Annotated in this window: 26 protein-coding genes and 1 tRNA gene; 3 read left to right on the top strand and 24 right to left on the bottom strand. The window is 42.1% G+C overall.

Going from position 1 to position 24893, the window contains the following annotated elements; all coding sequences use genetic code 11:
* Positions 1-9: 9 nt before the first annotated feature.
* Positions 10-1989 (bottom strand): peptide ABC transporter substrate-binding protein, encoded by a 1980-nt coding sequence (locus ACT17O_RS09255; protein ID WP_444817457.1) that lies wholly within the window; start codon positions 1987-1989, stop codon positions 10-12.
* A 298-nt stretch (positions 1990-2287) separates the two neighbouring features.
* Between ACT17O_RS09255 and ACT17O_RS09260 the strand changes: the two genes are divergently transcribed.
* Positions 2288-2358, top strand: a tRNA-Cys gene (locus tag ACT17O_RS09260).
* A 134-nt stretch (positions 2359-2492) separates the two neighbouring features.
* On the opposite strand, the gene ACT17O_RS09265 is transcribed toward ACT17O_RS09260, so the two are convergent.
* The 11 genes from ACT17O_RS09265 to ACT17O_RS09315 form a co-directional block, all read right to left on the bottom strand.
* Positions 2493-3824 carry a hemolysin family protein gene (locus ACT17O_RS09265; RefSeq protein WP_444817458.1) on the bottom strand — a complete coding sequence of 444 codons (1332 nt, stop codon included), beginning with the start codon at positions 3822-3824 and terminating at the stop codon, positions 2493-2495.
* A gap of 135 nt (positions 3825-3959) precedes the next feature.
* On the bottom strand, positions 3960-4784 hold the full coding sequence (locus ACT17O_RS09270; RefSeq protein WP_033629307.1) for a DNA/RNA non-specific endonuclease: 825 nt from the start codon (positions 4782-4784) through the stop codon (positions 3960-3962).
* A gap of 40 nt (positions 4785-4824) precedes the next feature.
* Positions 4825-5019: a DNA-directed RNA polymerase subunit beta gene (locus ACT17O_RS09275; RefSeq protein ID WP_000739700.1), complete on the bottom strand. Its 195-nt coding sequence runs from the start codon at positions 5017-5019 to the stop codon at positions 4825-4827.
* Positions 5006-6289: a UDP-N-acetylglucosamine 1-carboxyvinyltransferase gene (murA, locus tag ACT17O_RS09280; protein ID WP_033629306.1), complete on the bottom strand. Its 1284-nt coding sequence runs from the start codon at positions 6287-6289 to the stop codon at positions 5006-5008. Before murA ends, ACT17O_RS09275 begins: the two co-directional genes overlap by 14 nt.
* Before the next feature lie 23 nt (positions 6290-6312).
* Entirely contained in the window at positions 6313-6543 is a 231-nt protein-coding gene (locus tag ACT17O_RS09285) for a DUF1146 family protein (protein ID WP_071788240.1), read from the bottom strand.
* A 55-nt stretch (positions 6544-6598) separates the two neighbouring features.
* Positions 6599-7636 (bottom strand): SepM family pheromone-processing serine protease, encoded by a 1038-nt coding sequence (locus ACT17O_RS09290; protein WP_049501597.1) that lies wholly within the window; start codon positions 7634-7636, stop codon positions 6599-6601.
* Positions 7620-8108, bottom strand: a complete 489-nt coding sequence (gene coaD, locus ACT17O_RS09295) for a pantetheine-phosphate adenylyltransferase (RefSeq protein ID WP_049478356.1) — start codon at positions 8106-8108, stop codon at positions 7620-7622. The genes ACT17O_RS09290 and coaD overlap by 17 nt, the downstream gene beginning before the upstream one ends.
* Positions 8098-8637 carry a 16S rRNA (guanine(966)-N(2))-methyltransferase RsmD gene (gene rsmD, locus ACT17O_RS09300; protein ID WP_049478355.1) on the bottom strand — a complete coding sequence of 180 codons (540 nt, stop codon included), beginning with the start codon at positions 8635-8637 and terminating at the stop codon, positions 8098-8100. Before rsmD ends, coaD begins: the two co-directional genes overlap by 11 nt.
* A gap of 64 nt (positions 8638-8701) precedes the next feature.
* Positions 8702-9694, bottom strand: coding sequence for an aspartate--ammonia ligase (gene asnA / locus ACT17O_RS09305; RefSeq protein ID WP_000747998.1), 993 nt, complete (start codon positions 9692-9694; stop codon positions 8702-8704).
* 109 nt (positions 9695-9803) lie between these two features.
* Positions 9804-10487, bottom strand: coding sequence for a Bax inhibitor-1/YccA family protein (locus tag ACT17O_RS09310; RefSeq protein ID WP_001076870.1), 684 nt, complete (start codon positions 10485-10487; stop codon positions 9804-9806).
* A 54-nt stretch (positions 10488-10541) separates the two neighbouring features.
* Entirely contained in the window at positions 10542-11282 is a 741-nt protein-coding gene (locus ACT17O_RS09315; RefSeq protein ID WP_049478354.1) for a TrmH family RNA methyltransferase, read from the bottom strand.
* Positions 11283-11315: 33 nt separating this feature from the next.
* Here ACT17O_RS09315 and ACT17O_RS09320 point away from each other — a divergent pair, with 33 nt between their 5' ends.
* A complete protein-coding gene (locus tag ACT17O_RS09320) occupies positions 11316-11594 on the top strand; it encodes an acylphosphatase (protein WP_001174620.1) in 279 nt (92 codons plus the stop codon).
* Between the two features lie 77 nt (positions 11595-11671).
* On the top strand, positions 11672-12607 hold the full coding sequence (gene yidC / locus ACT17O_RS09325) for a membrane protein insertase YidC (protein WP_033629379.1): 936 nt from the start codon (positions 11672-11674) through the stop codon (positions 12605-12607).
* A 72-nt stretch (positions 12608-12679) separates the two neighbouring features.
* Here the strand turns inward: yidC and pflA are convergent, their stop codons facing one another.
* From pflA to ACT17O_RS09385, 12 genes are all read right to left on the bottom strand, one after another.
* Positions 12680-13474 (bottom strand): pyruvate formate-lyase-activating protein, encoded by a 795-nt coding sequence (gene pflA, locus ACT17O_RS09330; RefSeq protein ID WP_033629301.1) that lies wholly within the window; start codon positions 13472-13474, stop codon positions 12680-12682.
* Positions 13475-13599: 125 nt separating this feature from the next.
* On the bottom strand, positions 13600-14850 hold the full coding sequence (locus ACT17O_RS09335; RefSeq protein ID WP_444817459.1) for a diaminopimelate decarboxylase: 1251 nt from the start codon (positions 14848-14850) through the stop codon (positions 13600-13602).
* Between the two features lie 66 nt (positions 14851-14916).
* Complete coding sequence (purR, locus tag ACT17O_RS09340; RefSeq protein WP_084926996.1) at positions 14917-15744, bottom strand: pur operon repressor; 828 nt, start codon at positions 15742-15744, stop codon at positions 14917-14919.
* A gap of 105 nt (positions 15745-15849) precedes the next feature.
* Positions 15850-16791, bottom strand: coding sequence for a 3'-5' exoribonuclease YhaM family protein (locus ACT17O_RS09345; RefSeq protein WP_000703198.1), 942 nt, complete (start codon positions 16789-16791; stop codon positions 15850-15852).
* A complete protein-coding gene (gene rmuC, locus ACT17O_RS09350) occupies positions 16781-18037 on the bottom strand; it encodes a DNA recombination protein RmuC (RefSeq protein ID WP_444817460.1) in 1257 nt (418 codons plus the stop codon). Before rmuC ends, ACT17O_RS09345 begins: the two co-directional genes overlap by 11 nt.
* Before the next feature lies 1 nt (position 18038).
* Positions 18039-18701: a thiamine diphosphokinase gene (locus ACT17O_RS09355; protein ID WP_444817461.1), complete on the bottom strand. Its 663-nt coding sequence runs from the start codon at positions 18699-18701 to the stop codon at positions 18039-18041.
* Positions 18664-19320 (bottom strand): ribulose-phosphate 3-epimerase, encoded by a 657-nt coding sequence (gene rpe / locus ACT17O_RS09360; protein WP_444817462.1) that lies wholly within the window; start codon positions 19318-19320, stop codon positions 18664-18666. The genes ACT17O_RS09355 and rpe overlap by 38 nt, the downstream gene beginning before the upstream one ends.
* A gap of 10 nt (positions 19321-19330) precedes the next feature.
* Positions 19331-20209: a ribosome small subunit-dependent GTPase A gene (gene rsgA, locus ACT17O_RS09365; RefSeq protein ID WP_444817463.1), complete on the bottom strand. Its 879-nt coding sequence runs from the start codon at positions 20207-20209 to the stop codon at positions 19331-19333.
* Between the two features lies 1 nt (position 20210).
* Positions 20211-21083: a 16S rRNA (adenine(1518)-N(6)/adenine(1519)-N(6))-dimethyltransferase RsmA gene (gene rsmA, locus ACT17O_RS09370; protein WP_444817464.1), complete on the bottom strand. Its 873-nt coding sequence runs from the start codon at positions 21081-21083 to the stop codon at positions 20211-20213.
* Positions 21084-21095: 12 nt separating this feature from the next.
* Positions 21096-21950, bottom strand: a complete 855-nt coding sequence (locus ACT17O_RS09375; protein ID WP_444817869.1) for a dimethyladenosine transferase — start codon at positions 21948-21950, stop codon at positions 21096-21098.
* Between the two features lie 461 nt (positions 21951-22411).
* On the bottom strand, positions 22412-23803 hold the full coding sequence (locus tag ACT17O_RS09380; protein WP_049477748.1) for an SseB family protein: 1392 nt from the start codon (positions 23801-23803) through the stop codon (positions 22412-22414).
* A 234-nt stretch (positions 23804-24037) separates the two neighbouring features.
* Positions 24038-24892, bottom strand: a complete 855-nt coding sequence (locus tag ACT17O_RS09385) for an SDR family NAD(P)-dependent oxidoreductase (protein ID WP_049477749.1) — start codon at positions 24890-24892, stop codon at positions 24038-24040.
* Position 24893 lies beyond the last annotated feature (1 nt).

The following is a 24893-nucleotide window of genomic DNA, read 5'->3' on the forward strand; positions in this document are numbered from 1 at the left end:
GAGAGTTATTTATTTAACGTGATTAGCCAATTCTTTTTGAACTTTTTCGTTTGATTCTTTTTTCTCTTTGAGCCATTTTTCACGAGCTTGTTCATAGTCAGCTTTTGTTACAACCTTATCTTGTAACTGAATATACTTGAAGTATACGTCTGAGCCCTTATCTCCAGATTGACTGTATGATGCAGAGAAAGGCACAACACGAGAAATGATTGGTGCAGCACCACTTGATGACATAGCTGGCAAGAAGAGTGAGCTATCTGTCAACCAAGCTTGGGCAGCCGCATATTTTTCATAACGAACATTCAAGTCACTTGTTTCTTTTCCTGCTTCATCAACTAACTTATCGTATTCTTTCAAACCAACTTGAGCTGCTGCAGCATTATCTGCACCTTCGTAACCCATATAGGTTTTTGTTTGTTCAGCATTCGTTGTTTTCAAGATATCAAGGTAAGTTGATGGATCTTCATAGTCAGGGTTCCATCCAACAGCACCTGAGAGATCCCAATCTTCTGCCGCAGCGCTTGCTGCATAGTATGTAATATTCTGTAGTTCATCTGTAGTGATTTGTTGGATATCGATGACTACGTTTTCTTCTCCAAGTACTGTCTCAACGGATTGTTTGAAGGATTGAATACGTGCGATATAGTTTTTAGATGTTTGGTCTACTGGGATATCCAAGTGGATAGGGAATTTCACACCTTCTGCTTCCAATGCTGTTTTAGCTTTGGCAAATTCAGCTTTGGCTTTATCGGCGTTGAAAAGTCCATCTTGACCATCCGCAAAGTTTACATTCTTCCATTCATCACCGTAAGCAGCCATCTTTTCAGTTACCAAGTCACCGAAAGTTTTTTCGCCTGCAGAGACAAAGTCTGGTTTCACAAAGAGGTTACGAACTGCAAGAGGAGCACCTTCCTTACCGTTAATTTGTGCTGAGTAAGAAGTACGGTCAAAGGCAAAGTTCAAAGCCTGACGGAAGTCCTTGTTAAGAAGGGCTTTCTTAGTAGAAATCTTCTCTTCATCAGTTGTCTTAGAAGTGTATTTGTAACCTTGACGGTCAATATTTACACCCAAACCACCAATACCTGGACCTGATGGAGTGTAGTAGATATTGTCTTTGTATGTTTCTTCTACCTTAGAGTAGTTTGAACTTGTTGGGAAGAGACGGGCATAGCTATAAGCCCCACTTGTAAAGTTACGTTCAATTGATTCTTGATCTGAACCATCATAGTAAGCAAGTGTTACTTTATCAAGATGAACATTGTCTTTGTCCCAATAGTTTTCATTCTTCACAAATTCGATAGATGACTTAGCAGTCAAACCTCTCAGCAAGAATGGTCCATTGTAAAGCAAGGATGTAGGGTCAGTCGCTTTACCAAAATCAGATCCTTTTGATTTTTCAAATTCTTCGTTCAATGGCCAGAAGATTGAGTAGGCCAGCTTAGAGTTCCAGTATGGTTCTGGTTTGTTCAAAGTGTATTCAAGGGTGTAATCATCAACTGCTTTTACACCGACTGAAGCAAAATCTTTATTGTTTCCAGCTATATAGTCAGCTAGACCTTTAACTGAATCTTCTGCTAGATACTTAGCTGCTGATTTATTGTCAGCTGCGTGTTTCAAACCATTTACAAAGTCTTTGGCTGTTACTTCAGCATACTCTTCGCCATCAGATGTCATCCATTTGACACCTTTACGAATCTTGTAGGTATAAGTCAAACCATCTTTTGAAACTGACCAGTCTTCTGCAACTGCAGGAACTAAATTCCCATACTTGTCGTTTGTGAAAAGACCATCGATACCATTTGAAGTGGCGACCTTAGTACTTTGTTTCCCTGAAGTGAGGTAATCCAACGTTTCTGGGTCAGCTGTATAAACATAGCCATAATTTTTTGGCGCTGTTGAATCAGATGATTTTGAAGAACCACAAGCAGCTAGTACTCCTGCCGCTAATAAAGCAACACCTGCTGCAACAAATACTCTACTTTTTTTCATGTTTTTAACTCCTCTTGAAAAATTTAGGCTTATTGGAAATTATAACATATATTTTTTAAAAAGTAAACGAATTTTCAGAATATTTTGGCGCATTTCCTCAAAAAACTTCTATTTGTCAAAATTTCTGCATTCTTTGTTTGTTTCTGCAAGAAATACTTTCTAGTCTGATCTTCTTTAGAAAGGGATTTTTACAAGCTTTTTCTCACTTCTTCGATCATCATCTGTTTTCCTAAATTGGATTTTAGAATAAGAAACTATTGACGGGAAATGATTTTCAAGGTATAATAATAAACGTTGAGGCGGTATAGCCAAGTGGTAAGGCACGGCTCTGCAAAAGCTTGATCGTCGGTTCAAATCCGTCTACCGCCTTTCAGTTCCTGAATGAACAGGAATTAACCAAATGAAAAGCTCGTAAAACCGGGCTTTTTTTATTATTCCTAATAAGTGGGGACAACTGAACCTACCATCTAGATTTACAAAAAGCAGTGACTCAAGTCACTGCTTTATTCTGTTTCTTCTTCAGGTTCTAGTTCTGTGATTTGAACTTTTACCTTGGTAACACGTCCATTTTTCACTTTATCGTTGGTCAGGACGATTTGTTTGTTTTGACTGACCAGTTGGTAACTGATTTTCTCAGTGGTTGGAATGGTTCCTACTCCAGTTAGATAGTAGCCTGCGATGGTATCCACATCATCGCTTTCTAGTTCGACACCAAAGTAGTTATTGAAGTCGTTAAGATTCATGGTTCCCTGTGCAATATAGGTGTCCTCACCGATTTGATGGACTTCGATTTCTGCTCGGTCTGTCTCGTCATCAATCTCACCGACAATCTCCTCCAGCAGGTCTTCCAGTGTGACCAGTCCAGCCATACCACCATATTCATCGAGCAAAATGGCCATTTGTCTTTGGGTATTTCGCAATTCTTTTAGCAAGTCATCCACAAAAATAGTTTCAGGAACAAAGAGTGGATCTTGTAAGATCTTCTTCCAGACAATATTTTCAAAGCCATCTGCATAGGCAGCGTTTAGTAAACGCTTGGTATGAATCAAACCAATCACATTGTCCTTATCCCCATCATAAACAGGGATACGTGAGAAATTTTGCTTTAGAATACTTTGGATAATCGTTTGACTGTCATCCTGAATATCTACCATAAAGGCATCTGTCCGAGGCACCATTAGCTCACGAGCCATTAGTTCATCTAGAGAAAAGATCCCCTGTAGCATTTCAATTTCATCTGCATCCAAAGTTTCCTCACTTTTGGTCAACATGTACTCAATTTCATCTCGAGTCATTTTTTCATCCGCATCATCAAAGGTCATTGGCGTTAAACGACTCAAGAGATTGGTTGAAGCAGATAACAACCAGACAAAGGGACTGACAATCTTCCCAAGCCCAATGATAATCGGAACAGAGCGAATGGCTAAGGCATCTTTTAGATTAAGGGCAATCCGTTTAGGATAGAGTTCACCAAAAACAATAGAGATGTAGGTCAAGAATGCCAAAGAGAGGAAACTTGCAATGGCATAAGCTGTTTCTCCATTCCCCATCCAAGAGGCAATTACTTGTCCAAGTGTATCTGCCAATTTTGCCCCTGACAAGATCGTGATCAAGGTGATACCGACTTGAATGGTTGATAAAAAGTGGTTAGGATTTTCAAGTACCTTTAACAAACGAATGTAACGTTTGTCTCCCTCTTCTGCCTTTTGCTCCACTCGGGAACGGTTTAGTGACACCATCGCCATTTCAGTGGCTGAGAAAAAAGCATTTAACAGGGTCAAGATAAATAACAATACAAACTGTAGCAACAAATTCTGACTGCTCGGGTCTTCCATAGTCCTTCTCCTAAAATAGTATCTTGTGTTCCATTATATCATAAAATCCCTCAGGATTCACATTATTTTTCATTTAAACAACAACTCCCCTGCCTCTAGAAGACAAAGGAGCTGTTTTTATAGTATCTATTGTTTCTAGTCCATCTCTGTTACTTGACCCGTTTGGTAATTAAGCTGGATTCCCTTTTGAACATTGGGGATTAGGACATTGAACTCCAATTCGCCATCTGAAGACTTGGCTTCGATTTGTGAAGCCGATGGAACTAGGTCCTCATTTGTTGCATAGTGGAGCGTCACCCGATAACGGACCCTCTTATTTTGGTCCAAGGCTTTTCTGACCAAACTCTCATAGTAGTTCTGACCTGTCGAATCTTCAGCCTGTGCTTGGTTTGCCCAAGCCGTCTGAACTGCAATATTCTTGGGATTGCTGGTAGAGGCATCAAAACCATCCAAACCACCTATCAAGGCATAGCCCAGCAGATGTCCTCTATCAACTGCATGTGTGTAGGCTCCCTTTAGATTCTTAACCTGATGCCATCCTGGTGGCGTCCAAGAGGTTGAGCCATTTCCAGTCTCTTCACGATTCTTATACTGCCGAGTCGCTTTGGATAAGATGGCATTGGCAACAGTTGGAACTGTTTCTTTTCCCACTGTCTTTGTTTTATTATCCGCATAGGGTTTGCTGGAAACCTTGGCATCTAGATTGGTTTTATTGCCATTGACAATGAAGGCCCCTGCTCCATTCCACTCGAGCCCCCCCTTGATTTGATTTTTGATTGACTCAGTTAAGACACTTTCAGCCAGCTCCTGACTGGGAGCTTCTGAAGCTTGTTTTTTCTGACTAACCTTGGTTCTAGGGGTGTTTGGCGCTGTCTGCATCTGCTTGATGTAGTAGCTTCCAGCAGCCAAGAGTAAGAATAGAAGTAACCCTATCAGAGCTTGTCTTGTTTTTTTGTCCATTTTTCTCCTTATATCTCTAGAAAAAGACTGGCCTCCCAGTCTAATTTCCTGTAAATTTACTAATCAATTCTTGCCATTTCGCAGGAGACAAAATCGCCCATGGATCCTGTCCCTTTCCTAGAATCCCGTAGCCAATCATCAAGCCGATTCCTAAGGCAAGGAATCCCAGCAAGAGTACAATAAAAATCAACAGTAAGCGACGGAGTACATAACGTATATTTTTATTCTTCTTCATCATTTGCCTCAATCCGCTGAATCTTCGCTCCTAGCTGAGCCAACTTCTCATGGAAGCGGTAGTAACCTCTGTCAAGGTGGACTAATTTACCAACAACTGTCTCTCCTTGCGCTACCAGACCTGTCAGAATCAAGGCCGCACTAGCACGAAGGTCCGTTGATAGAACTTCTGCCCCCTGTAAAGCCTGTCCCCCAACAATACGAGCTGTGTCACGGATAATCTCTGAGTGCAAGCCCATACGGCGCATTTCCTCCAAGTGTTGGAAGCGATTCTCAAACACCGTTTCCACCATGGTGGATTCCCCTTTTGCGACTGTCATAAGAGCTGTAAATTGCGCCTGCATATCTGTTGGGAATCCTGGATGTGGTAAGGTTTTTACATGAACAGCCTTGAGATTTTCAAGTTGAGAACGAATACGAATGCCTTCTGATTCCTCTGTCACTTCAACGCCCATTTCAAGGAGTTTTGAAATCAAGGGGCGATTGTGTTCCCAGACTGCATCGCGAACGAGGACATCTCCGCCAGTCATAGCTGCAGCCACCATAAAGGTTCCGGCTTCGATACGGTCCTGTACCACATTGTGGGTCGTACCATGGAGTTCCTCAACACCAGTCACTGTGATGGTTTCGGTACCAGCTCCCTTGACCTTGGCTCCCATTTCATTAAGGAGAATAGCAAGGTCAACAATTTCCGGCTCACGCGCAGCATTTTCGATGACCGTCACACCATCAGCTAGAGTCGCTGCCATCATCAGGTTTTGTGTTGCGCCAACACTTGGGAAGTCCATGTAGATATGAGCACCATGCAGGCGTTCTGCCTTGGCTTCGATGTAACCAGCTGTCTGGGTAATCTTTGCCCCCATAGCTTCCAAACCTTTGAGGTGGAGGTCGATTGGACGACTCCCGATGGTACATCCCCCTGGCATAGAAACTTTGGCATGGCCTACACGAGCAAGGATTGGTCCCAAGACAACGATGGATGCCCGCATCTTGCTGACATACTTGTATGGAGCTTCCTCCGTGATATCACCAGTCGCATCAACCTCGACAACATGAGCTTCCTCATCAAAGTCCACCTTGGCATTCAGACCTCGAACCACTTGATTCATGGTGAAAACATCTGACAAGATTGGGACGTTCTGCAAGACTGTCTTACCCTTGCTTGCTAGAATTGTCGCTGCCAACAAGGGCAAGACTGCATTCTTTGCTCCCTCGATCGTCACACTCCCGACCAGACGATTATCTCCGCCTTGAACCACAATTTTTTCCATAGTTGTTTCCTTTACTTTTGATTTTATAATAGTCCTCTAAGTGCTTCTTGCCACAGTTGGTACAAACCGATAAAGAATGAACTCAAGATGTAGCCCATCACAATACTAAAGAAACCTACCAACAAACGAACTTTTTTTGTGTTAGTAGCGGTCACTTTTAAAACCTTTTCCCATCTCACAAGATCCTTCAAAAGGTAAAAACTCAAATAAATAAAGAGTATATGACTACTTAGAGTGAATAATAATTGAACCATTTGACTATTATACCATCTTATCCGCTTGCGCGCTAGTTTTCAATTTTTCTACGAATTAGGGATTGTTTTTAAGGTAATCAATCGCATCCTGCAAGGTCTTAACGGGAACGATTTTCATCTCTGTTTTGATCGTTTTAGCAGCTTCTAGGGCTGTTTCATAGTTGCTTTTCGCATTGGGATCTGCTTTTTTTGCTTCCTCAGTGACTGGATTGTCAGGAGCAAAAAAGATGTTAGCTCCCTGACGAGAGGCTGCAACCACTTTTTTGTCAATTCCACCGATGTCTCCAACATTTCCATCGCGATCAATGGTTCCCGTTCCCGCAACGACGCGGCCATTACGAAGTCCTGGATCTGCTATCTGGGTGTAAATAGCTAGACTAAACATAAGACCAGCACTTGGTCCCCCGATACCAGCTGTGGAGAAGCGAATTGGAACGTCACTGGTCACTTCTGTACGGTCAATCAAGCCAATCCCAATCCCGTTTTTTCCGTTTTCGAGAGTGATAATTTTACCTTCTGCAGACTTGACTTTTCCGTCTTCTTCATAGGTTACCTTGACCGTGTCCCCTAATTGTTGAGAGTTGACATAGTCGACCAAGTCTTTTGAACTATCAAATGTTTTGTCATTAACAGCCGTCACGGTATCTGCGATGTTCAGAATGCCCTTAAAAGTTGAATTGTCCGTCACCGTCAAGACATAAACTCCCAGATACTTGAGTTCGATATCCTTTCCAGCCGTCTTCAAACCTTGATACTTGGCCATATTTTGAGAAGTTTGCATGTAGAATTGATTGATCCGCATAAATTCTGCATCAGTAGAGCCACCCGTAGTCTCCTTGGCACTTCTAATATCTGTGAAAGGTGTTAACCAAGCATAGACAAGATGCGACAGGGTTGCGTGTCGAATGCCGACTGTTACAAACTGGTAAGCTCCTGCTTCTGTGTCTTCTGTTTCATTGACTTTCAAAACGCGACGAATATCTTCCGCTCCACCTGGAACTTCTATGTAGTAAGGTAAAGGTACTACAAAGGCTAAAAAAGTCAATACTAGTGCTAGGATGACATATAAGGGCCATCTAGTTTTTTTCTTCATGTTCTAATTCCTCCACAACACTGTTTGGGACATATTGCTGAATCTCCTGACCAAACTTCAGAAGTTCTCTCACGGCCGAAGAGCTAATATAAAGATTCTCTGGGCGACTATATAGGTAAATGGTTTCGATTTCTGAAGCCAGTTGATGATTGTAGTAGTCAAAACTAGACTCGTATTGCAAGTCGGTGGTATTTCGCAAGCCACGGACAAGGGTCTTAGCACCCAGTCTTCTTGCAACATCGACGACTAGTTGGTCATGAGAAGCCAACACCTCTACATTATCTAAATGCGCCACCGCTTTTTCGACTGCTCGTTTGCGATTTTCAACAGGGAGAAAGCCTTGTTTGTGGGGATTGTAGAACACCCCGACATAGAGCTTATCAAAGAGTTTGCTGGCACGTTCAATGATATCCAGATGTCCATTTGTCATCGGATCAAATGAACCTGTAAATAATCCAATTTTATCTGACATAGACCGTCACCTTACTAATCCCATATATTTTTTCCTTCCAGATGCCTAGGCAGGCGATTTCTTCTGGGAGTTCTACAGACTTATCGGTTTCACAGACAACCATGATCTCTTCGGAGAAAAGGTTTCTTTCTGCCATTATTTCGATATCTGCAACGATTTGTTCCTTGGCATAGGGAGGGTCTAAAAAGACCAGGTCAAAGGGACCATTCACTTGCTCCAAGGCCCGTTCAGCCTCCATCTTTAAGAGTTGAAATTTGGAAGCTTCCTTGGTCATTTGGATATTTTCAGCGATGATAGCTTGTGCCTTTCGATCCCGTTCCACTAAGACAGCATGGGACATCCCACGCGAGACTGCCTCAATGGATAAGCCACCACTGCCAGCATAGAGATCCAAAACACGACCACCCTCAAAATAGGGACCTATCATGTTAAAGATAGCTCCACGCACCTTATCTGATGTCGGCCTCGTCGTCTTGCCTTCTAGCGTCTTGAGGGGACGCCCTCCGTAGATTCCTGATACGATTTTCATACCGTTTATTATACCAAATTATGGGCAAAAAGAGAAAGAAAACCGAACCTTGCGGTTCGATTCTCTACAAAATATTTTCGTACGTATCGCGAACTTCTTGAGGCCAAACACTGGTCTGAACCTCTCCGATGTGTTTCTTACGAAGAAGGAACATGGCCATCCGAGACTGTCCGATACCTCCACCGATTGTCAGTGGGAAAAGACCGTTAAGCAAGGCTTTATGCCATTCCAGCTCAAGACGATCTTCGTCTCCGGTAAGAGCCACTTGGCGACGAAGGGTATCCTCATCTACCCGAATCCCCATTGATGAAAGTTCAAAGGCACAACCAAGAGATTCGTTCCAAACGAGAATATCGCCATTTAGTCCCTTGTAGCCATTTTCAGACTCTGTTGTCCAGTCATCGTAGTCAGGTGCACGGCCATCATGAGGTTTTCCGTCAGGCAACTCGCCACCGATACCAATCAAGAAGACTGCACCGAACTCTTTACAGATCGCATTTTCACGCTCTTTCGGTGTTAAATCTGGATAGCGTTCCACCAACTCTTCTGTATGGATAAAGGTGATTTGTTTTGGCAAGATGGATTCGATATCATAGCGGGCTTCTACGGCTAGCTCTGTCAGACGAATAGCCTTGTAAATCTTCTCAACGGTTTCTTTGAGATAGGCGATATTGCGTTGACCATTTGGGATAACCTTCTCCCAATCCCACTGGTCCACATAAACAGAGTGGGTCGCATCAAGCGAATCTTCGTCTGGACGAAGGGCCTTCATATGAACAAAAAGACCTTCACCTTCACCGAAACCAAAACGGGCTAAGGTGTGGCGTTTCCATTTAGCAAGTGAGTGAACGACTTCATAGGTTTCATCTGGAATCTGCAAAACCTTGACAGATACTGGATTTTCGACACCTGACAGGTTGTCCTGCATCCCATCCCCGACCTTGCTCAAGATAGGACCTTGAACTTCAACAACTTCTAACTTATCTTTCAAATACTGGGTAAAAGTGTTCTTCACAAAGGAAATTTCTTCTTGTTGATGAATAAAACTTTTCTTCATAAACAGCTCCTCAAAAATTAGTTAAAAGCATTATACACCTATTTCCAAGAAAAGAAAAGAGTAAATAAGAAAAAGTCAATGCTCTTTTGAACACTGACTCTGTTATTCATTAATCGTTTCGACCAAAGATTCGTAAGATGCTAAGGAAGAGGTTAATAAAGTCTAGGTAGATGCTGAGCGCCATCGAGATGACCCATCCTGTCGCTACTTGCCCTCGTGACTGCTCATAAACATAGCGAATCTTTTGGTTGTCCCAAGCAATCAAACCTGAGAAAACCAAGACCATGGCAATACTAATCATGTAGTCAAAGAAACTATTGGCTAAAAATAGATTTACAACCATGGCAATGATGAGACCAACAAGCGCCGCCATCAAAGCTCGGCCCATTCCACTCAAATCCTTCTTAGTGAAAATTCCGATTGCCGCCATGACAAAGAAGAGTAGGGCACTGGATACAAAGGCTGACAAAACTGTTCCCGGCGTATAGAAAGCTACGACAAAGCTAAGGGTAAAACCATTTAAAACAGAATAAACTAAAAATACTGGGAGAGCTGCTGGGCTATTTTTTGCAGCCATGCTACTTGCAACAAAGACTAGAGCAAGTTCTGCAAAAGTTGCAATCATCAACCAGAGACGGCCATGCATTAAAAAGTAGACCAATTGGGACTGAAAGACTGTCAACATCAAAGCTGACACGAGAGCTGATAGACCAATCCCAAGTCCCACAAAGGCGTAAACCTTAGCGTAAAATTGATTGAGACCTGAACGTTCTTGAATAATCGTTTGATTCATTCTGATTCTCCTTTTTCTATAAATATGTCTTGATTATAACAAAGATTTTATAAATTAGCTGAAATAAAACATCAATATGCCTGCTGCAACTGCCACGTTGAGACTCTCTGCCCGACCTTTCATGCCAATATGAACCAGCTGATCAGCACTCTCAGCCATGACAGAACTAATCCCCTGTCCTTCATTTCCCATGACTAAAACAAAGTTCTCTAGTGAAGAAAGCTCACGATAATCCTTTGACTCTCTCGATAAGGTCGTTGCCAGAATAGGCAAATCGCTCTTCTTTGCCTCTTCTACAAAGCTGGCAAGAGGCATACGATAGATGGGCAAATGGAAATGACTTCCTTGCATGGAACGCAAGGTCTTGAGACTGTATATATCCGCTGACTTGTCTGAAACAATAACTCCTGTAAAACCTGCCGCATCCGCCGTCCGAATCATGGTACCCACATTGCCAGGATCTTGGACATCTTCTAAAAATAGAAACTTACCCTGATGGAGATCAGGCAGTCCCACTTCTTCTTTTTGAATCACTGCAACAATCCCTTGAGGAGTTTGCGTATCTGCCAAATCTAGCAAAATCTCCTCTGAAACCCAGATAGTTTGAGGAAAAGCAGCTAGCTGATCTCGGTAACTTTCTAGGGCAAAGACCTTTTCAATCGTCACCCCTGCTTGAACAGCTTCTTCAAACAAGTGCCATCCTTCAATCAAATAAGCAGACTTTCGATATTTTTTTTGATGTAATTTCTTGGCATTTTTTACCACAGAATTGGCTTTTGAGGTTATAATAGTCATAGAAATATTATATCACAATCAAAGGGGTTTGGTATGCAAAAGGTTAGAATGATTGCCCAAGGCAGGGTGCAGGGTGTTGGTTTTCGCTGGGGTGTTTATACTTTAGCTCTTGAAATCGGTGGCATCACTGGTCGTGTCTGGAATAACGATGATGGAACTGTCGAAATCCTTGCTCAAGCAGATTCCTCCGCCACTATGGCAAAATTTATCCAAGAAATCCGAAAAGGTCCGACACCTTTTTCAAAAGTTACCTATCTAGATGTACAAATGAGCAACTTTTCATCCTATTCGGACTTCAAAGTCGCAAATTAGGTCTCTAGAACTATTGTATATTTTACAAAAAAACAGTAGAATAGAAAGGTATAATTTTTAAAGAAGGAATGAAAACATTGAAATCTATTAAACGTTTTGCCCTCTCTGCTATGGGAGTGGCTATGCTACTCGTCTTGACAGGCTGTGTCCAAGTAGACAAAGCAACAGGTAAGCCAATTGGTCCCGTTTGGGATTTCTTGGGTGCTCCGATGGGAGAAGCTATCAAGTACTTCGCTACTGATAAAGGTCTAGGCTTTGGTGTGGCTATCATTATCGTAACCATAATCGTGCGCTTGATTATCTTGCCACTTGGTATCTACCAATCATGGAAGGCAACACTTCACTCTGAAAAGATGAATGCTCTCAAACACGTCCTTGAACCACATCAAACACGCCTTAAAGAGGCAACAACTCAGGAAGAAAAACTTGAGGCTCAACAAGCTCTTTTTGCTGCTCAGAAAGAACACGGTATTAGCATGTTAGGTGGTGTAGGATGCTTCCCTATCCTCATTCAAATGCCATTCTTCTCTGCTATATACTTTGCAGCCCAGCACACTGAAGGGGTAGCTAGCTCTACCTTCTTGGGTATCGATCTTGGTTCACCAAGTATGATCCTCGTAGCCTTTGCTGGTGTCCTCTACTACCTCCAATCACTCCTCTCGCTTCATGGCGTAGAAGATGAGATGCAAAGAGAACAGCTCAAGAAAATGATCTACATGAGCCCACTCATGATTGTGGTCTTCTCCCTCTTCTCACCAGCCAGTGTGACGCTTTACTGGGTTGTCGGTGGTTTCATGATGATTCTCCAACAGTTCATCGTTAACTATGTTGTTCGTCCAAAACTTCGCAAAAAAGTTCGTGAAGAATTTGCCAAAAACCCACCAAAAGCAAGTTCGTTTTCAACTGGAGGCGGAGGCGGACGCAAAGATGTCACTCCAAACCAAGCAACTGCGATCATGACCAATAAGAAACATAAAAAACGCAATGCTGGAAAACAACATTCTAGAAAATAAGAAAAAAGCTTAGCTGAAAGGCTAGGCTTTTTATGCATCACAAAAGCCCGATGTCTCCATCAGGCTTCTTTTTTATCCATGAACACGTTTCATGTAGTCTTGGTAACTTTCTGTATCCATCAATTCCTTGGCATTCTTGACACGGTCTGCTGTTGGAGGTTTGACCCCTTCAAGCGAATAAGGAATTCCAAGTTCACGCCACTTGAACTCACCCATCGTGTGATAAGGCAAGATTTCAAACTTGTCAACATTTTTGAGGGTTTTGACGAATTTACCAAGTTCGATCAAGTCGTCATCTCTGTCTGTCAATCCCGGAACCAGCACATGGCGAATCCAAACAGGCTTCCCGATATCTGATAGGTACTGGGCACAGGCCAAGATGTTTTTATTGGTTTGACTTGTGACAATCTTATGCTGTTCTTCGTTGATTTCCTTGATATCCAAGAGAACCAAGTCTGTCACCGCCATGAGTTTATTAAACTTTTCGAGATAACGTGGTTTATTACGGAACGGAAGGGCACAGGTATCCAAGGTACAGTGGATTCCTTTTTCCTTGGCTTTGGTAAAGAGGGCAATTAGGAAATCAATCTGTAAGAGGGCTTCTCCACCACTAACAGTGATTCCTCCCTTGTCTCCCCAGAATCCACGGTAGCGAAGGGCTTCTGACAAAACATCGTCTACTGTCCGTTCGCGTGATTTATTGGTCTCCATCGCCCATGTATCGGGGTTATGACAGTACTGGCAACGCATGTGACAGCCCTGCAAAAAGACAATAAACCGAATCCCAGGGCCATCTACCGCCCCAAAACTCTCTGTCGAATGCACCATTCCTGTCACTTGTCCATAGTCAATTGTTTCTTCAGACATATCGTCACCTTCCTTGAAAACGTTTTATAGTTTTATTATATCATGACTTGAAGGAAAAACAAGATTTTTGCCTATTTTTTAGAAAGCAATCTGTTTTTCAATTTCATTTTCAATGAATTATCATTTTATTCTTCAAAATCAAAACCATACAAGGTTGCAAAGTAGTCCTCAGGGCGCTCTGCACGGCGGATTTTACGGGCTTTACCTTCTTCGGTATAGAGGATTTCCGCAGAACGAAGTTTGGCGTTGTACTGGTAGCCCATTGAAAAACCGTGAGCACCTGTATCATGAATTACCAGCAAATCACCGATTTCTGTATGAGGCAGTTCGCGATTCACTGCAAATTTATCATTGTTTTCACAGAGTGAACCAACCACATCTACCACTTCAGCTGGTCCATCTGGATGGATCACGTTAGTAATATGATGGTAGGCTCCATACATAGCTGGACGCATGAGGTTGACTGCTGATGCATCCACACCCAGATAGGTACGGTAGGTTTTCTTCTTATGAGTGACTCTTGTGACCAAAGCACCGTGAGGGGCTAACATAAAACGACCTAATTCGGTAAAAATCTTAACCTGACCAAGACCTGCTGGCGTAAGGACCTCTTCATACACCTTACGAACTCCCTCACCAATCAAGGCAATATCATTTGGCTCCTGGTCTGGACGATAGTTGACACCAATACCGCCAGAAAGATTGATAAAGTCTAGCGAAATGCCCAACTTTTCCTTGATTTCAACAGCCAATTCAAAAAGCTGACGAGCCAACTCTGGATAATAGAGATGGGTCACGGTATTGGATGCTAGGAAGGAGTGAATCCCAAAAGTCTTGGATCCTTTTTCCTTCAAGATGGCAAAAGCTTCAAAGAGCTGGTTCTTGGTCATACCAAACTTGGCTTCTCCAGGATTGTCCATAATGTCTGTCCCCAGTTCAAAAACGCCTCCAGGATTGTAACGACAAGAAATAATTTCTGGAATGCCTGCTGCACGCTCCAGATGTTCAATATCTTCAAAGGCATCCAAGTTAATGGTCGCACCCAATTCACGTGCATAGGCGTATTCCTTATCTGGCGTGTTGTTTGAAGAGAACATAATCTCAGAACCAGGGAAATTCAGTTTATGACTCATCAAAAGTTCTACATAACTAGAGCAGTCCACACCACAGCCTTCCTCTTGGAGAATTTTCAAAATAGCTGGAGTTGGAGTAGCCTTAACTGCAAAATATTCCTTAAAGCCCTTATTCCACGAAAAGGCTTGATTGACGGCTCTTGCCTTCTCACGAATACCCTTCTCATCATACAAGTGAAAGGGAGTCGGGAACTCGGCAACAATCTTTTCTAAGTCTTCTTTATTAATAAATGGTGTTTTCATAAGTTTCCTTCTATTCTATTTGCAAAGAAAGGCTGGGACAATCGTTCCAACCTTTAGTTCTATCTCTTATTTATCTTCGTCAAAGATATTGCCAACCTCAACATCGATGGCTTGGTTCTTGACATCAATATTGGTTACCTTCAAGAGTGACTTGTAATCAAACTGCTTTTCACGTTCTTCTTGGGCATTGTCTGCAAAGACCGCTACACCTGCCAATTCTGAATCAAACTCACGCAAGAGACTGATCATCCCGTTGACAGTTCCTCCGCCTTTCAAGAAGTCATCCACAATCAAGACACGGCTGCCTGCCTTGAGACTGCGTTTTGAAAGGAACATTTTCTCAATACGGTCACCACTTGAACCGGATACATAGTTGACGCTGACTGTTGAACCTTCGGTAATTTTCAGGTCACGGCGTACAATGACAAAGGGAACATTGAGGACATTGGCAACTGCATTTGCAAGTGGAACACCCTTAGTCGCTACTGTCATAACCGCATCAATTTTTTGGTTCATAAAGCTCTTGGCAATAATGCGACCAATATTTTTCAAGATAGCTGGTGTGCTAAGCAAATCAGACAGGTAGATATAGCCACCTGGCAAGATACGGTCACTTTCTGACAACTTGGCACGCAAGTCCTCAACCATTTCCTTGGCATCATGACTTGAGATTGATGGTGTGAAAATGACACCACCACCAGCACCAGTTACTGTCTGGATATGACCGATTTCAATTTCCTCAAAGGCGCGTTTGATAATGACGATATCCTCTGAGATAGATGATTTAGCAGATTCATACTTTTCAGCAAAAGTATTGAGACTAGTTAGTTTATAAGGATTATTAATCAAATAGTTGGAAATGACAACCATCCGATCACTTCTTCTTAATTTCATTTCTATTTCCCACTTCATTTAATTTTGATATTTTATCTATTATACCATATTCACATAAAAAAACGAACATTCTTATCCTAAAAAATGCTCGTTTTTCTTAAATCATTAATCTAAATCTGGTTTATAGAAGGAACGATTGTCCATAGCGAAGATTTTATTGGTCATCTCTCCCTTATCCACCAAAGCAAGAGCTGTTGACATCATCATCATGCTTGCATCCAGATTGTCAATCATATGGATAATCTCTGCTTCCATAATGCGTGGACGGACTGGGCTTCCATACTCAAGTAAGCCGTGGTGACTGAGGATAACGTGACGAAGCAGAACGACTTCTTCCTTGGTATCATCGATACCGAGTTCCATCACTGTCTTAGTAATTTCACTATCTATCAAAGCAATATGCCCAAGAAGATTGCCTCGCACTGTATACTCAGTCTGGTCTGGCCCCGTCAACTCAATGACTTTAGCTAAGTCATGCAGCATAATTCCCGCATAGAGCAGGCTCTTATTGAGCTGAGGATAGACTTCGCTAATAGCATCTGCCAAACGTACCATGGTCGCCGTATGATAAGCCAAACCCGTTTCAAAGGCATGGTGATTAGTCTTGGCAGCTGGATAGGAGTAAAATTCCTTATCATACTTGGTGTAGAGCTTTCGGACAATCCGTTGCCAAACAGGATTTTCAATTTTAAAAATCATTTGCGACATGTAGTCACGGATTTCCTTGACATCAACTGGCGACTTGACCTTGAAATCAGCTGGGTCATTGGGTTCGCCAGGTTGAGGCAGGCGGAGAGTAATTTGATTGACTTGAGGGGTGTTGTTATAAACTTCTCGGCGTCCTTTCATGTGGACAACCTTACCTGCGGTAAAGGCCTCAACGTTATGAGGTTGGGCATCCCAGAGTTTCCCTTCAATCTCGCCACTATCATCTTGGAAGGTAAAGGCTAGGTAGTTTTTCCCAGCTCGAGTTTGCCTCAGGTCAGCTGACTTGATTAGGTAAAAGCCTTCAAACAGCTCATCTTTTTTCATGTGACTAATCTTCATATTCTTCCTCATTTTCTTGGAAATGGAGTAGATCAAGCGCAGGCTCACCTTCTGACAACTCAATGTGACGGAGCGTCCGCTCGATAGCTGTAGTGCGACGGTTTAATAATTCATCAATATTGCCAGAGGCATGTTGGAGATGCTTTTGTGCCTTGACCAGAATACCACCAAACTTGCCAAACTCGGTCTTGACACTGGCAAGAGTCTTACTGATATGGTCGGCACTCTTTTGGATATTGAGAGTCTTGAAGCCAACTGATAGGGAGTTGAGCAGAGCTGACAGGGTACTTGGACCTGCGACAATAATCTGCTCCTCCCGTCTCAAGTCATCAAAGAAGACAGGATTGCGGACGATTTCTGAGTAGAGCCCTTCTGTCGGAACAAACAAAACTCCAAAATTGGTAGTCCGAGGCGGTGCTATGTACTTGCTCTTGATATCCTTGGCAAAACGCTTGACACTTGCTAGGAGTGACTTGCGACAGCGTTCGATTTCATCCTTGTCACCTGCTTCATAGGCTTCTTCTAGGCGGTAATAATCTGCCAGTGGAAACTTGGAGTCAATCGGTAGGTAGACATATTCTTGGTCGCCTTGGCCAGGTAACTTGATGGCATACTCCACTCGTTCACTGGAATTTTCAACCGTTGCGTATTCTCTTTCGTACTGGGCAGGGGTCATGATGTCTTCAATGATTTGCCCCAGTTGCAATTCTCCCAGAATCCCTCGCGTTTTGGTTCCAGAGAGAACCTTGTTGAGGGCTCCGACATCGCGGGCCACTGTCTGCATTTCTCCAAGGCCACGATTGACCGACTCCAGTTGTTTGGAAACTGTCTCAAATGAAGCCTGCAAGCGTGTCTGTAAGGTCTTTTCTAGTTTTTCCTCGACTGTTTGGCGCATTTGTTCCAAACGTTGCTCATTTGATTCCTGCAGGGCTTGAAGACGTTGGTCAGTCTTATCCCTAGTTTGCAAGAGATTCTCTGTCATTTCTTGACGAACTTGAGTCAGACCTTGGTGCAACTCGATTCGAACTTCTTGCAAACGGTCGCTGACAGCCACTTCCAAGTCTTTTTGATCCAACTGGCTGGCTTGTCTGGCTTGTTCAAAACGGTAATCCAACTGGTCTGACAAATGATCTGCCTGATCCTCCAAGCTCTTGGCTAGATGTTTTTCCTGCTTATCCTGCCTTTGCCAAATCAGAAAGAGGCCAGCTAGATTGGCAATCAATAATAGAACAAGTAAACTTTCCATCCTACCTCCTGTCCTTGCTATGCAGCACGACCACATAACCATCTGGGCAAGTCACCGACACTTCCCTATCTATATATTCGTTAGAAGCGTATACTTTTTTAAAGAAAAAATTTTCCTCTGTCAACTCATACTTGGCTCCGAGAATGGTCAGCTGGCTATCCCGAACCGGCATAAAGGCTAGATAGTCATAGTCCGAGCGGGGTTCTAGCTGACTAGTCCCTTCTGGACAATAGGCAATTAAATTTTGCCCATCTTCAATCGCTATCTGGCGCATATAGGGGGCTAACTTGGGATTGCTAGGCAGAAAGACATTGGCCAGCATATGGTCAATACGTCCACCCAAAGCACCAAAAATAGTGACCTCAGCCTGAGGATTTTTCTCAAAGATAGTCAAGAGAGCCAATTCCAGATCTGTATCATCTTTTTCTGGTCGCGCTTGGACAAAATACTGGGCACGTTTTTGAATCACCTGTCGCTCTTCTTGCGTCACAGAATCAAAATCTCCGACTGCTAGAGCAAGAGGAAGTTTTTCCTCTAAAACCCAGAGCGAGCCTCGATCTACACCAACAAAGCAATCAAAGTCTGTCCGGTAGTGACCGCGGTCTCCTCCTGCAAAAACGGCAACCCTAGTCCAGTTGTTTTCTGAGAGTTTGTACTCGCTCATTGACATCTCCCTTAAAGACATAGGAACCTGCTACAAAAACGGTCGCACCAGCTTCTTTGGCTTGAGAAATCGTTTTATCATCAATCCCGCCATCCACTTCGATTTCAAAATTCAAGTCTTTTTCATCACGAAGAGCAACCAACTCATGGACCTTATCCATGGTTTCAGGCAGAAAAGCTTGACCACCAAATCCAGGATTAACTGTCATGACTAAGACTTGGTCAACTAGGTGAAGCACGTGCTTAATCGCTTCAACAGGCGTACCAGGGTTAATGACAACCGAAGGTTTAACACCGAGTGAGCGAATTTTTTGGAGGGCGCCATGAATATGAGGCGTTGCTTCCACATGGATGCTGATGATATCCGCACCTGCACGCGCAAAATCCTCTAAATGATGCTCTGGATTAGCTACCATCAAGTGGCAGTCAAAGACCATCTTACTATGAGGACGAAGAGCTTCGACCACACCTGCACCAAAACTGATTTGTGGCACAAAGTGCCCATCCATGATATCGATATGGGCATATTCTGCACCAGTTGCTTCTAGACGTTTGATTTCACGTTCAAAGTTGGCATAATCTGCTGCCAGAATTGACGGAGCAATCTTGTATTGAGACATAGGTTTCTCCTTATTTTGGAATTTTTTTGCTGACTTTTTTATAGGTTTCTCTGCGATTTTCAATCTCACTGAGGAATTGCAGGTAGTTGTCAAAACGGAAGGACGCAATGATACCCTCTTCTACTGCCGGCTTCACTGCACAGGACGGCTCATGGGTATGGGTACAAGTGCGGAATTTGCAGTTTCGGCTGACACTAGCAATCTCTGGAAAGGCCTGATTGAGGTCTTCCGCCGTTGACACTTCATAGTCCAAGGATGAAAAACCTGGTGTGTCGGCGATTTTACCTCCATTGAGATTATAAAAACTAACTGCTCGAGTAGTGTGGCGCCCGCGACCCAGACTGTCTGAAATTTCTCCTGTTTCAAGATTGAGGTCTGGTGCGATTTTATTGAGAAGAGTTGACTTCCCAACACCTGTCTGCCCCATAAAGACTGTAACCTTGCCTGTTAACAAGGGCAAAAGTTCTTCTTTACTGGTCACAAAGTCATAGCAGATATCACCATAGGTCTGTTGGTAAAAATCCAGTTCCCCTCTATCTTCCAGTAGGTCCATTTTGGAAATATAAACGATGGGATGGATGTCCTTGTGCTCCAAAAGAACCAAGAAACGATCCAGCAAATTGCTGTTGAAATCAGGTTCTTTGACAGACATGATCACCACAGCTTGGTCAATATTGACAATAGGCGGACGGACCAGACTGTTTTCCCGTTCATGAATCTTGAGGATATAGCCTTCTGAATTTTCCTCGGCAGAAAAATCTACCCAGTCTCCAACGTAAGGAGTATGGCCTTTTTTACGGAAATTTCCACGCGCGCGTGTTTGATAGACCTGGCCATCACTCTCTACATAGTAGAAGCCTGCCAAGGCCTTAATAATTTGTCCCTGCATCTTAGAGTCCTTGCCCTTTAAGCGCGTCTGCTAGACTGGCAAATTCTGACAAGCTGAGAGCTTCTCCACGCACACTTGGTGACAAACCTGCTTGGTCCAAAGCCTTGGTCAGCTTGTCCTTAACTTCCTCAGTCTTGCCAAAGTAACCTGTCAGGTTATTCCATAAAGTCTTGCGTCGATGAGTGAAACTAGCCTTAGAAACCTTAAAGAAGAAGTTCTCGTCTTCCACTGCTACGGCTGGTTCTGGACGACGCACCATTTTCAAAATAGCAGAGTCCACGTTTGGTGCTGGCACAAATACCGTACGAGGTACGATGAAGGCAACCTTGGCAGTCATGTAATACTGCACAGCGATTGACAAACTGCCATATGCCTTGGTATTTGGTTGAGCGGAAATGCGGTCAGCTACCTCTTTTTGCATCATGACCACAAACTCACTAAAAGGAATTCCGCTCTCGATCAAGTGCATGAGAATAGGCGTCGTGATGTAGTAAGGCAAGTTGGCTACTACCTTAATTGGCAGGTCAGGATTTTTAAAATTCTGGATATGCTTCGCCAAATCGACCTTGAGAATGTCCTCGTTAACCACTGTCACATTGTCAAAATCACGTAGGGTATCTGCCAAAATCGGTACCAAACGGTGGTCGATCTCAAAGGCCATAACTTCTGCTGCACGCTCAGCCAAAAACTCCGTCAAGGCACCAATCCCTGGCCCGATTTCGATGACATTAACCTGGTCATCAATCTCAGCCGTATCCACGATTTTTTGAAGAATATTGGTATCCGTCAAGAAATTTTGCCCGAAGGACTTTTTAAAGGTAAAACCGTGACGCTCCAGCACTGCCTTGGTCACGCTGTAATCTGCAATTCTCATCTATTCTCTTTTCTATTTGTTAGCTAAAAACAATCTATAAACCCAAACAATTACCAACACCAAGAGAAACCAAAATCTCAAAGGAATATGGTACTCGTCATCTTTAGATTCGGCACCAGTCTCATCAAGCACTTGCTCATCTTCTTTACGTGGTGCTTGCTCGTCTTCTTGATGTTGTTCTTGGTTCTCTTCTTGACCCTGTGCTTGCTCGTCTTCTTGATGTTGTTCTTGGTTCTCTTCTTGACCCTGTGCTTGCTCGTCTTCTTGATGTTGTTCTTGGTTCTCTTCTTGACCCTGTGCTTGCTCGTCTTCTTGATGTTGTTCTTGCTTATCTTTTGGGCCTTGCATTTTCTTCAACTCATCTTGGTATGCAACCGAGTCTAGAATATTATCTTCTGGCAATAATTTTGAGGCATAATAATCAGGAAATCCCATAGCAGACCAAATTACGTTCTTTTCTGTTAAAGAAAAATCCAATTCTTGGGGTTGATTTTCCTGAATGGCTCGGATATTTTTTATAAGCTTACGCGAAGCTGTAGTCAATCCATCCATATCAGCAACTTCTAAAACATCAAATCCTAGCATGTCACCTGCTTTGACATTTGCAAGAATATAGCGAACAAAATCATCATATAGTTGCAAGGTCTGAGGAGCGTTCTTTTCTAAAAAGGAGCGATTTTGGGTGGCCTTTTTCTGGAATTTTTCAATAGGAAGTAAGATATTAAATTTTTTCCATAGAATATTAGGCATTCGCACATCTTTTTCATCCCAAAATAATTGCCAAAAATAAGGAATAGTGTAAACTCCCTCCGTTAAAATACGTACATCTTTCCCGTTTTTTAAATAAATATAGCTTCTATTTGCCATATCGTTTCCTTTCACCATTTTTATGAAGGCTTTGCCTTCCGTCAAAGTCACTCCAAACAGGGCCATCTGTTTAGATCGCCTCTTGTTGTCAAAAAATCAATGCATATTGTTTTAATTTTCATTCATTATCTTTTAAGAAAATCATTTATTCTCTTTTCTAATAGGAAAGGCGATATATCCAAACAAATTCGTTTCCTCTAGAAGTCTGATGAATCAGGTCTTTTAAATAGATATTGGGATTCGTCAGTTCTTTTGTTTCTGTATGATAGCTTGTTATTGTCTGCCCACCATGTCGGAGAAGCCACTCTGTATCCAATCTAGGCAAATATCTGTCCTTTTGAAGAAAATCACAAAATTCCTCTACTGTTATGTCCTCAGGAACTTCAAGTTATACCTTGTGAGGCAGAACATCATCACCCATACAGATAGACTCTCTATCAACGATTATTTTCATCCCTTGATCAACCTTTAGCTCTTCCTTCTAGTTCCTCACTGAACTGTTGCATTTCTTTGAACGCTTTGTCACTGACATAAACACCCGCTTTATAATACTCAGTCTGGTTAATGGCATAGTCAAAGATTTCAATCATGCCTCCAGCGTTTTCAATCATAGCGCTCCAATTTTCATCGAAAACCATTCGCAAACGTTTCCAATCCGTAAACACTGAAACCGAATTTCGTCCATTTTTTCCTTCTCTAGTCGGAAGATTAAATGTAGCAGATTCTTCTAAAACATGAGCATTACTTTCCTGACTAGGTTCAGGAAATCCTGATGATGCATTTATAGGAAGAAGGAATTTAGCTTTTGGCATTGCCATTGAAAAGAACTTATAATAGAGTTTATAAATTAATTCTTCCTCTTCTGTAGTCGGTCTATCCATCTGTCCCATCAAAAGCATCCATCTCACAATATCAGGGTTCATAACAGGAACTTGTATCTCTGGCAAGCCTGAAAAATCTGGTTTTTGAACTAAAATAGAAGAACTTATACTAACTTCTTTGGTATTAAAGAATGCTCCTAAAGCACCATTCAAGTAAAAAGCTGTCCCAAGAAAATTCTCAATTCCTTTTTTATCTTCCGTATTTTCAATCCGTTTTACCACTTTTAGTTGGTTTTCAATTGTTTCCTTATACTGATGATACCAACGAGGGGTAAATAGCATAATCATTGGGTCAGTGCATAGATAGCCTTCGTCACCTCTATCATATGTAGTTGAGAAAAGATAAGGTTCCCCAGTATTTTCTGAATAAACAGCATAAATCGAATCTGCTTCTAGCAACTTGTCCTTGACAATTTCTGCTAGACGCTCTGACTTACGAGTATTTTCTTGATTACTCTCTTCACTTTTTGGTTTTTGACGGCAATCCCATAAAAAAGCCTGTAAAATTTCGATACTATCATCAAGACTAAGATTCTGATAGTCCTCATCGCTTACTTTACCTTCTTGAATAGTCACAAAAGTTCGATAGAGAGCATAAGCATAGCTAGATAAACGCTTTTTTGCATCTACACCAGGACTATAGAGCACACTTCCCTTTTTTAACTTAGCTAGAGAGGGAAGCATATCGATCTCTAGATAAACTAACTCCTCATCTCTAAGAGATTCCACATCTTTATTTTGGCAAGTAAGTTTTTTTACAACTACAGTTTCAAGAGTATCCATACCTTGATCGGGATTGCAAAACTGAAGACGATCACCAACTGTCAAACTCCCTTCCAAAGTCGCAGCAATCAGTAATTCCCTCTTTTCTTTCATTGGAAAGAAACCCAAAACTCCTAGACAAGCATCTCCTTTGGTTTCTTCTGTTGTCTTCTGTACTTCTGTCTTTTTAAAAAAATCAAAAATTCCCATTGCTTTTCCTCATTAATTTCACCCAAATGCAGATTTTATCAATTATCTTTTTTTATCAGGCATGGTATTGAGCATAATTGAAGCATATGCTATTACCTCTATTGTAACACATTCCCTTTGTATTTTTGGGCTATCTGGTTATTGTTATCACTTTTCAGGACTCTCCAAACAGATTTCGATATCTAAATTTCTTTCCACTATTGAAGTAAGCATAAAATTTATTTTTCTAATTCTTTATAGACTGTCTCTTGAAAAGGTCAGTTGTTCAAGTAAGGAATAGAGTTTTGCTTGCTCCTCTTCTTCGTAAGCAGATCTATTTGCTTTTACTTCCCTGCATTTCTCGTCATACAGAAAACCATAATGGCCATCTTCTGTAGATAAGGCTGTGTAGACTTTGGCCATTTCTTCAGGACTAATTGAAAATCTTGACTTGATTTTATACAAATTTTTCATAAAAGCGCTGAGGTGATCATAGCGGCGCATATCAACTTTGACATTGGTCACACGGATTGCCTGAACCTTGATACCTTTCCAATGTTTTCGCATATAAAGCGACAGCATCAACAAGGCTAGTTTATTCTGATAATAGGTCTTAGCAGGACTATAATGTTTTTGACCAGCTAAATTTTCAAAATCAAGCTTCATGAAGGGATAAAGCATCAATCCTTGGGAAGAAATATTAATAATCCGACCACTCTCAGATTTTTCCAACAAACCTTTCAACAAGATAGAAAGCAAGAAAGGGGCGACAACATTGGTCGCAAATTGCTTTTCTAATCCCTCTCTAGTCAGGATGGGCTTTTTGACTGACAAATCAAAGTCAGCTGCATTGTTCATTAAAACATCTAAAGTCTCTTCTTTTTGGATATACTGTTCTACCGCTTTCTTGATACTCTCCAAATCAGATAGATCAACCAATATATAATCTACATGCAGATTTCCCGTTTGTTGACGGATTTTCTCACAGGCTTGCTCAGCAGCTTCTTTCCGTCTACAAAAGAGAGTTACCGACCAGCCCTTTTCAGCCAACTGTTTAGCAGACTGGTATCCAATACCACTATTGCCACCCGTAATAATCACTTTTTTCATT

Origin of the sequence: Streptococcus sp. HJ1, from assembly GCF_052399005.1 — a bacterium.
GTDB lineage: Bacteria > Bacillota > Bacilli > Lactobacillales > Streptococcaceae > Streptococcus.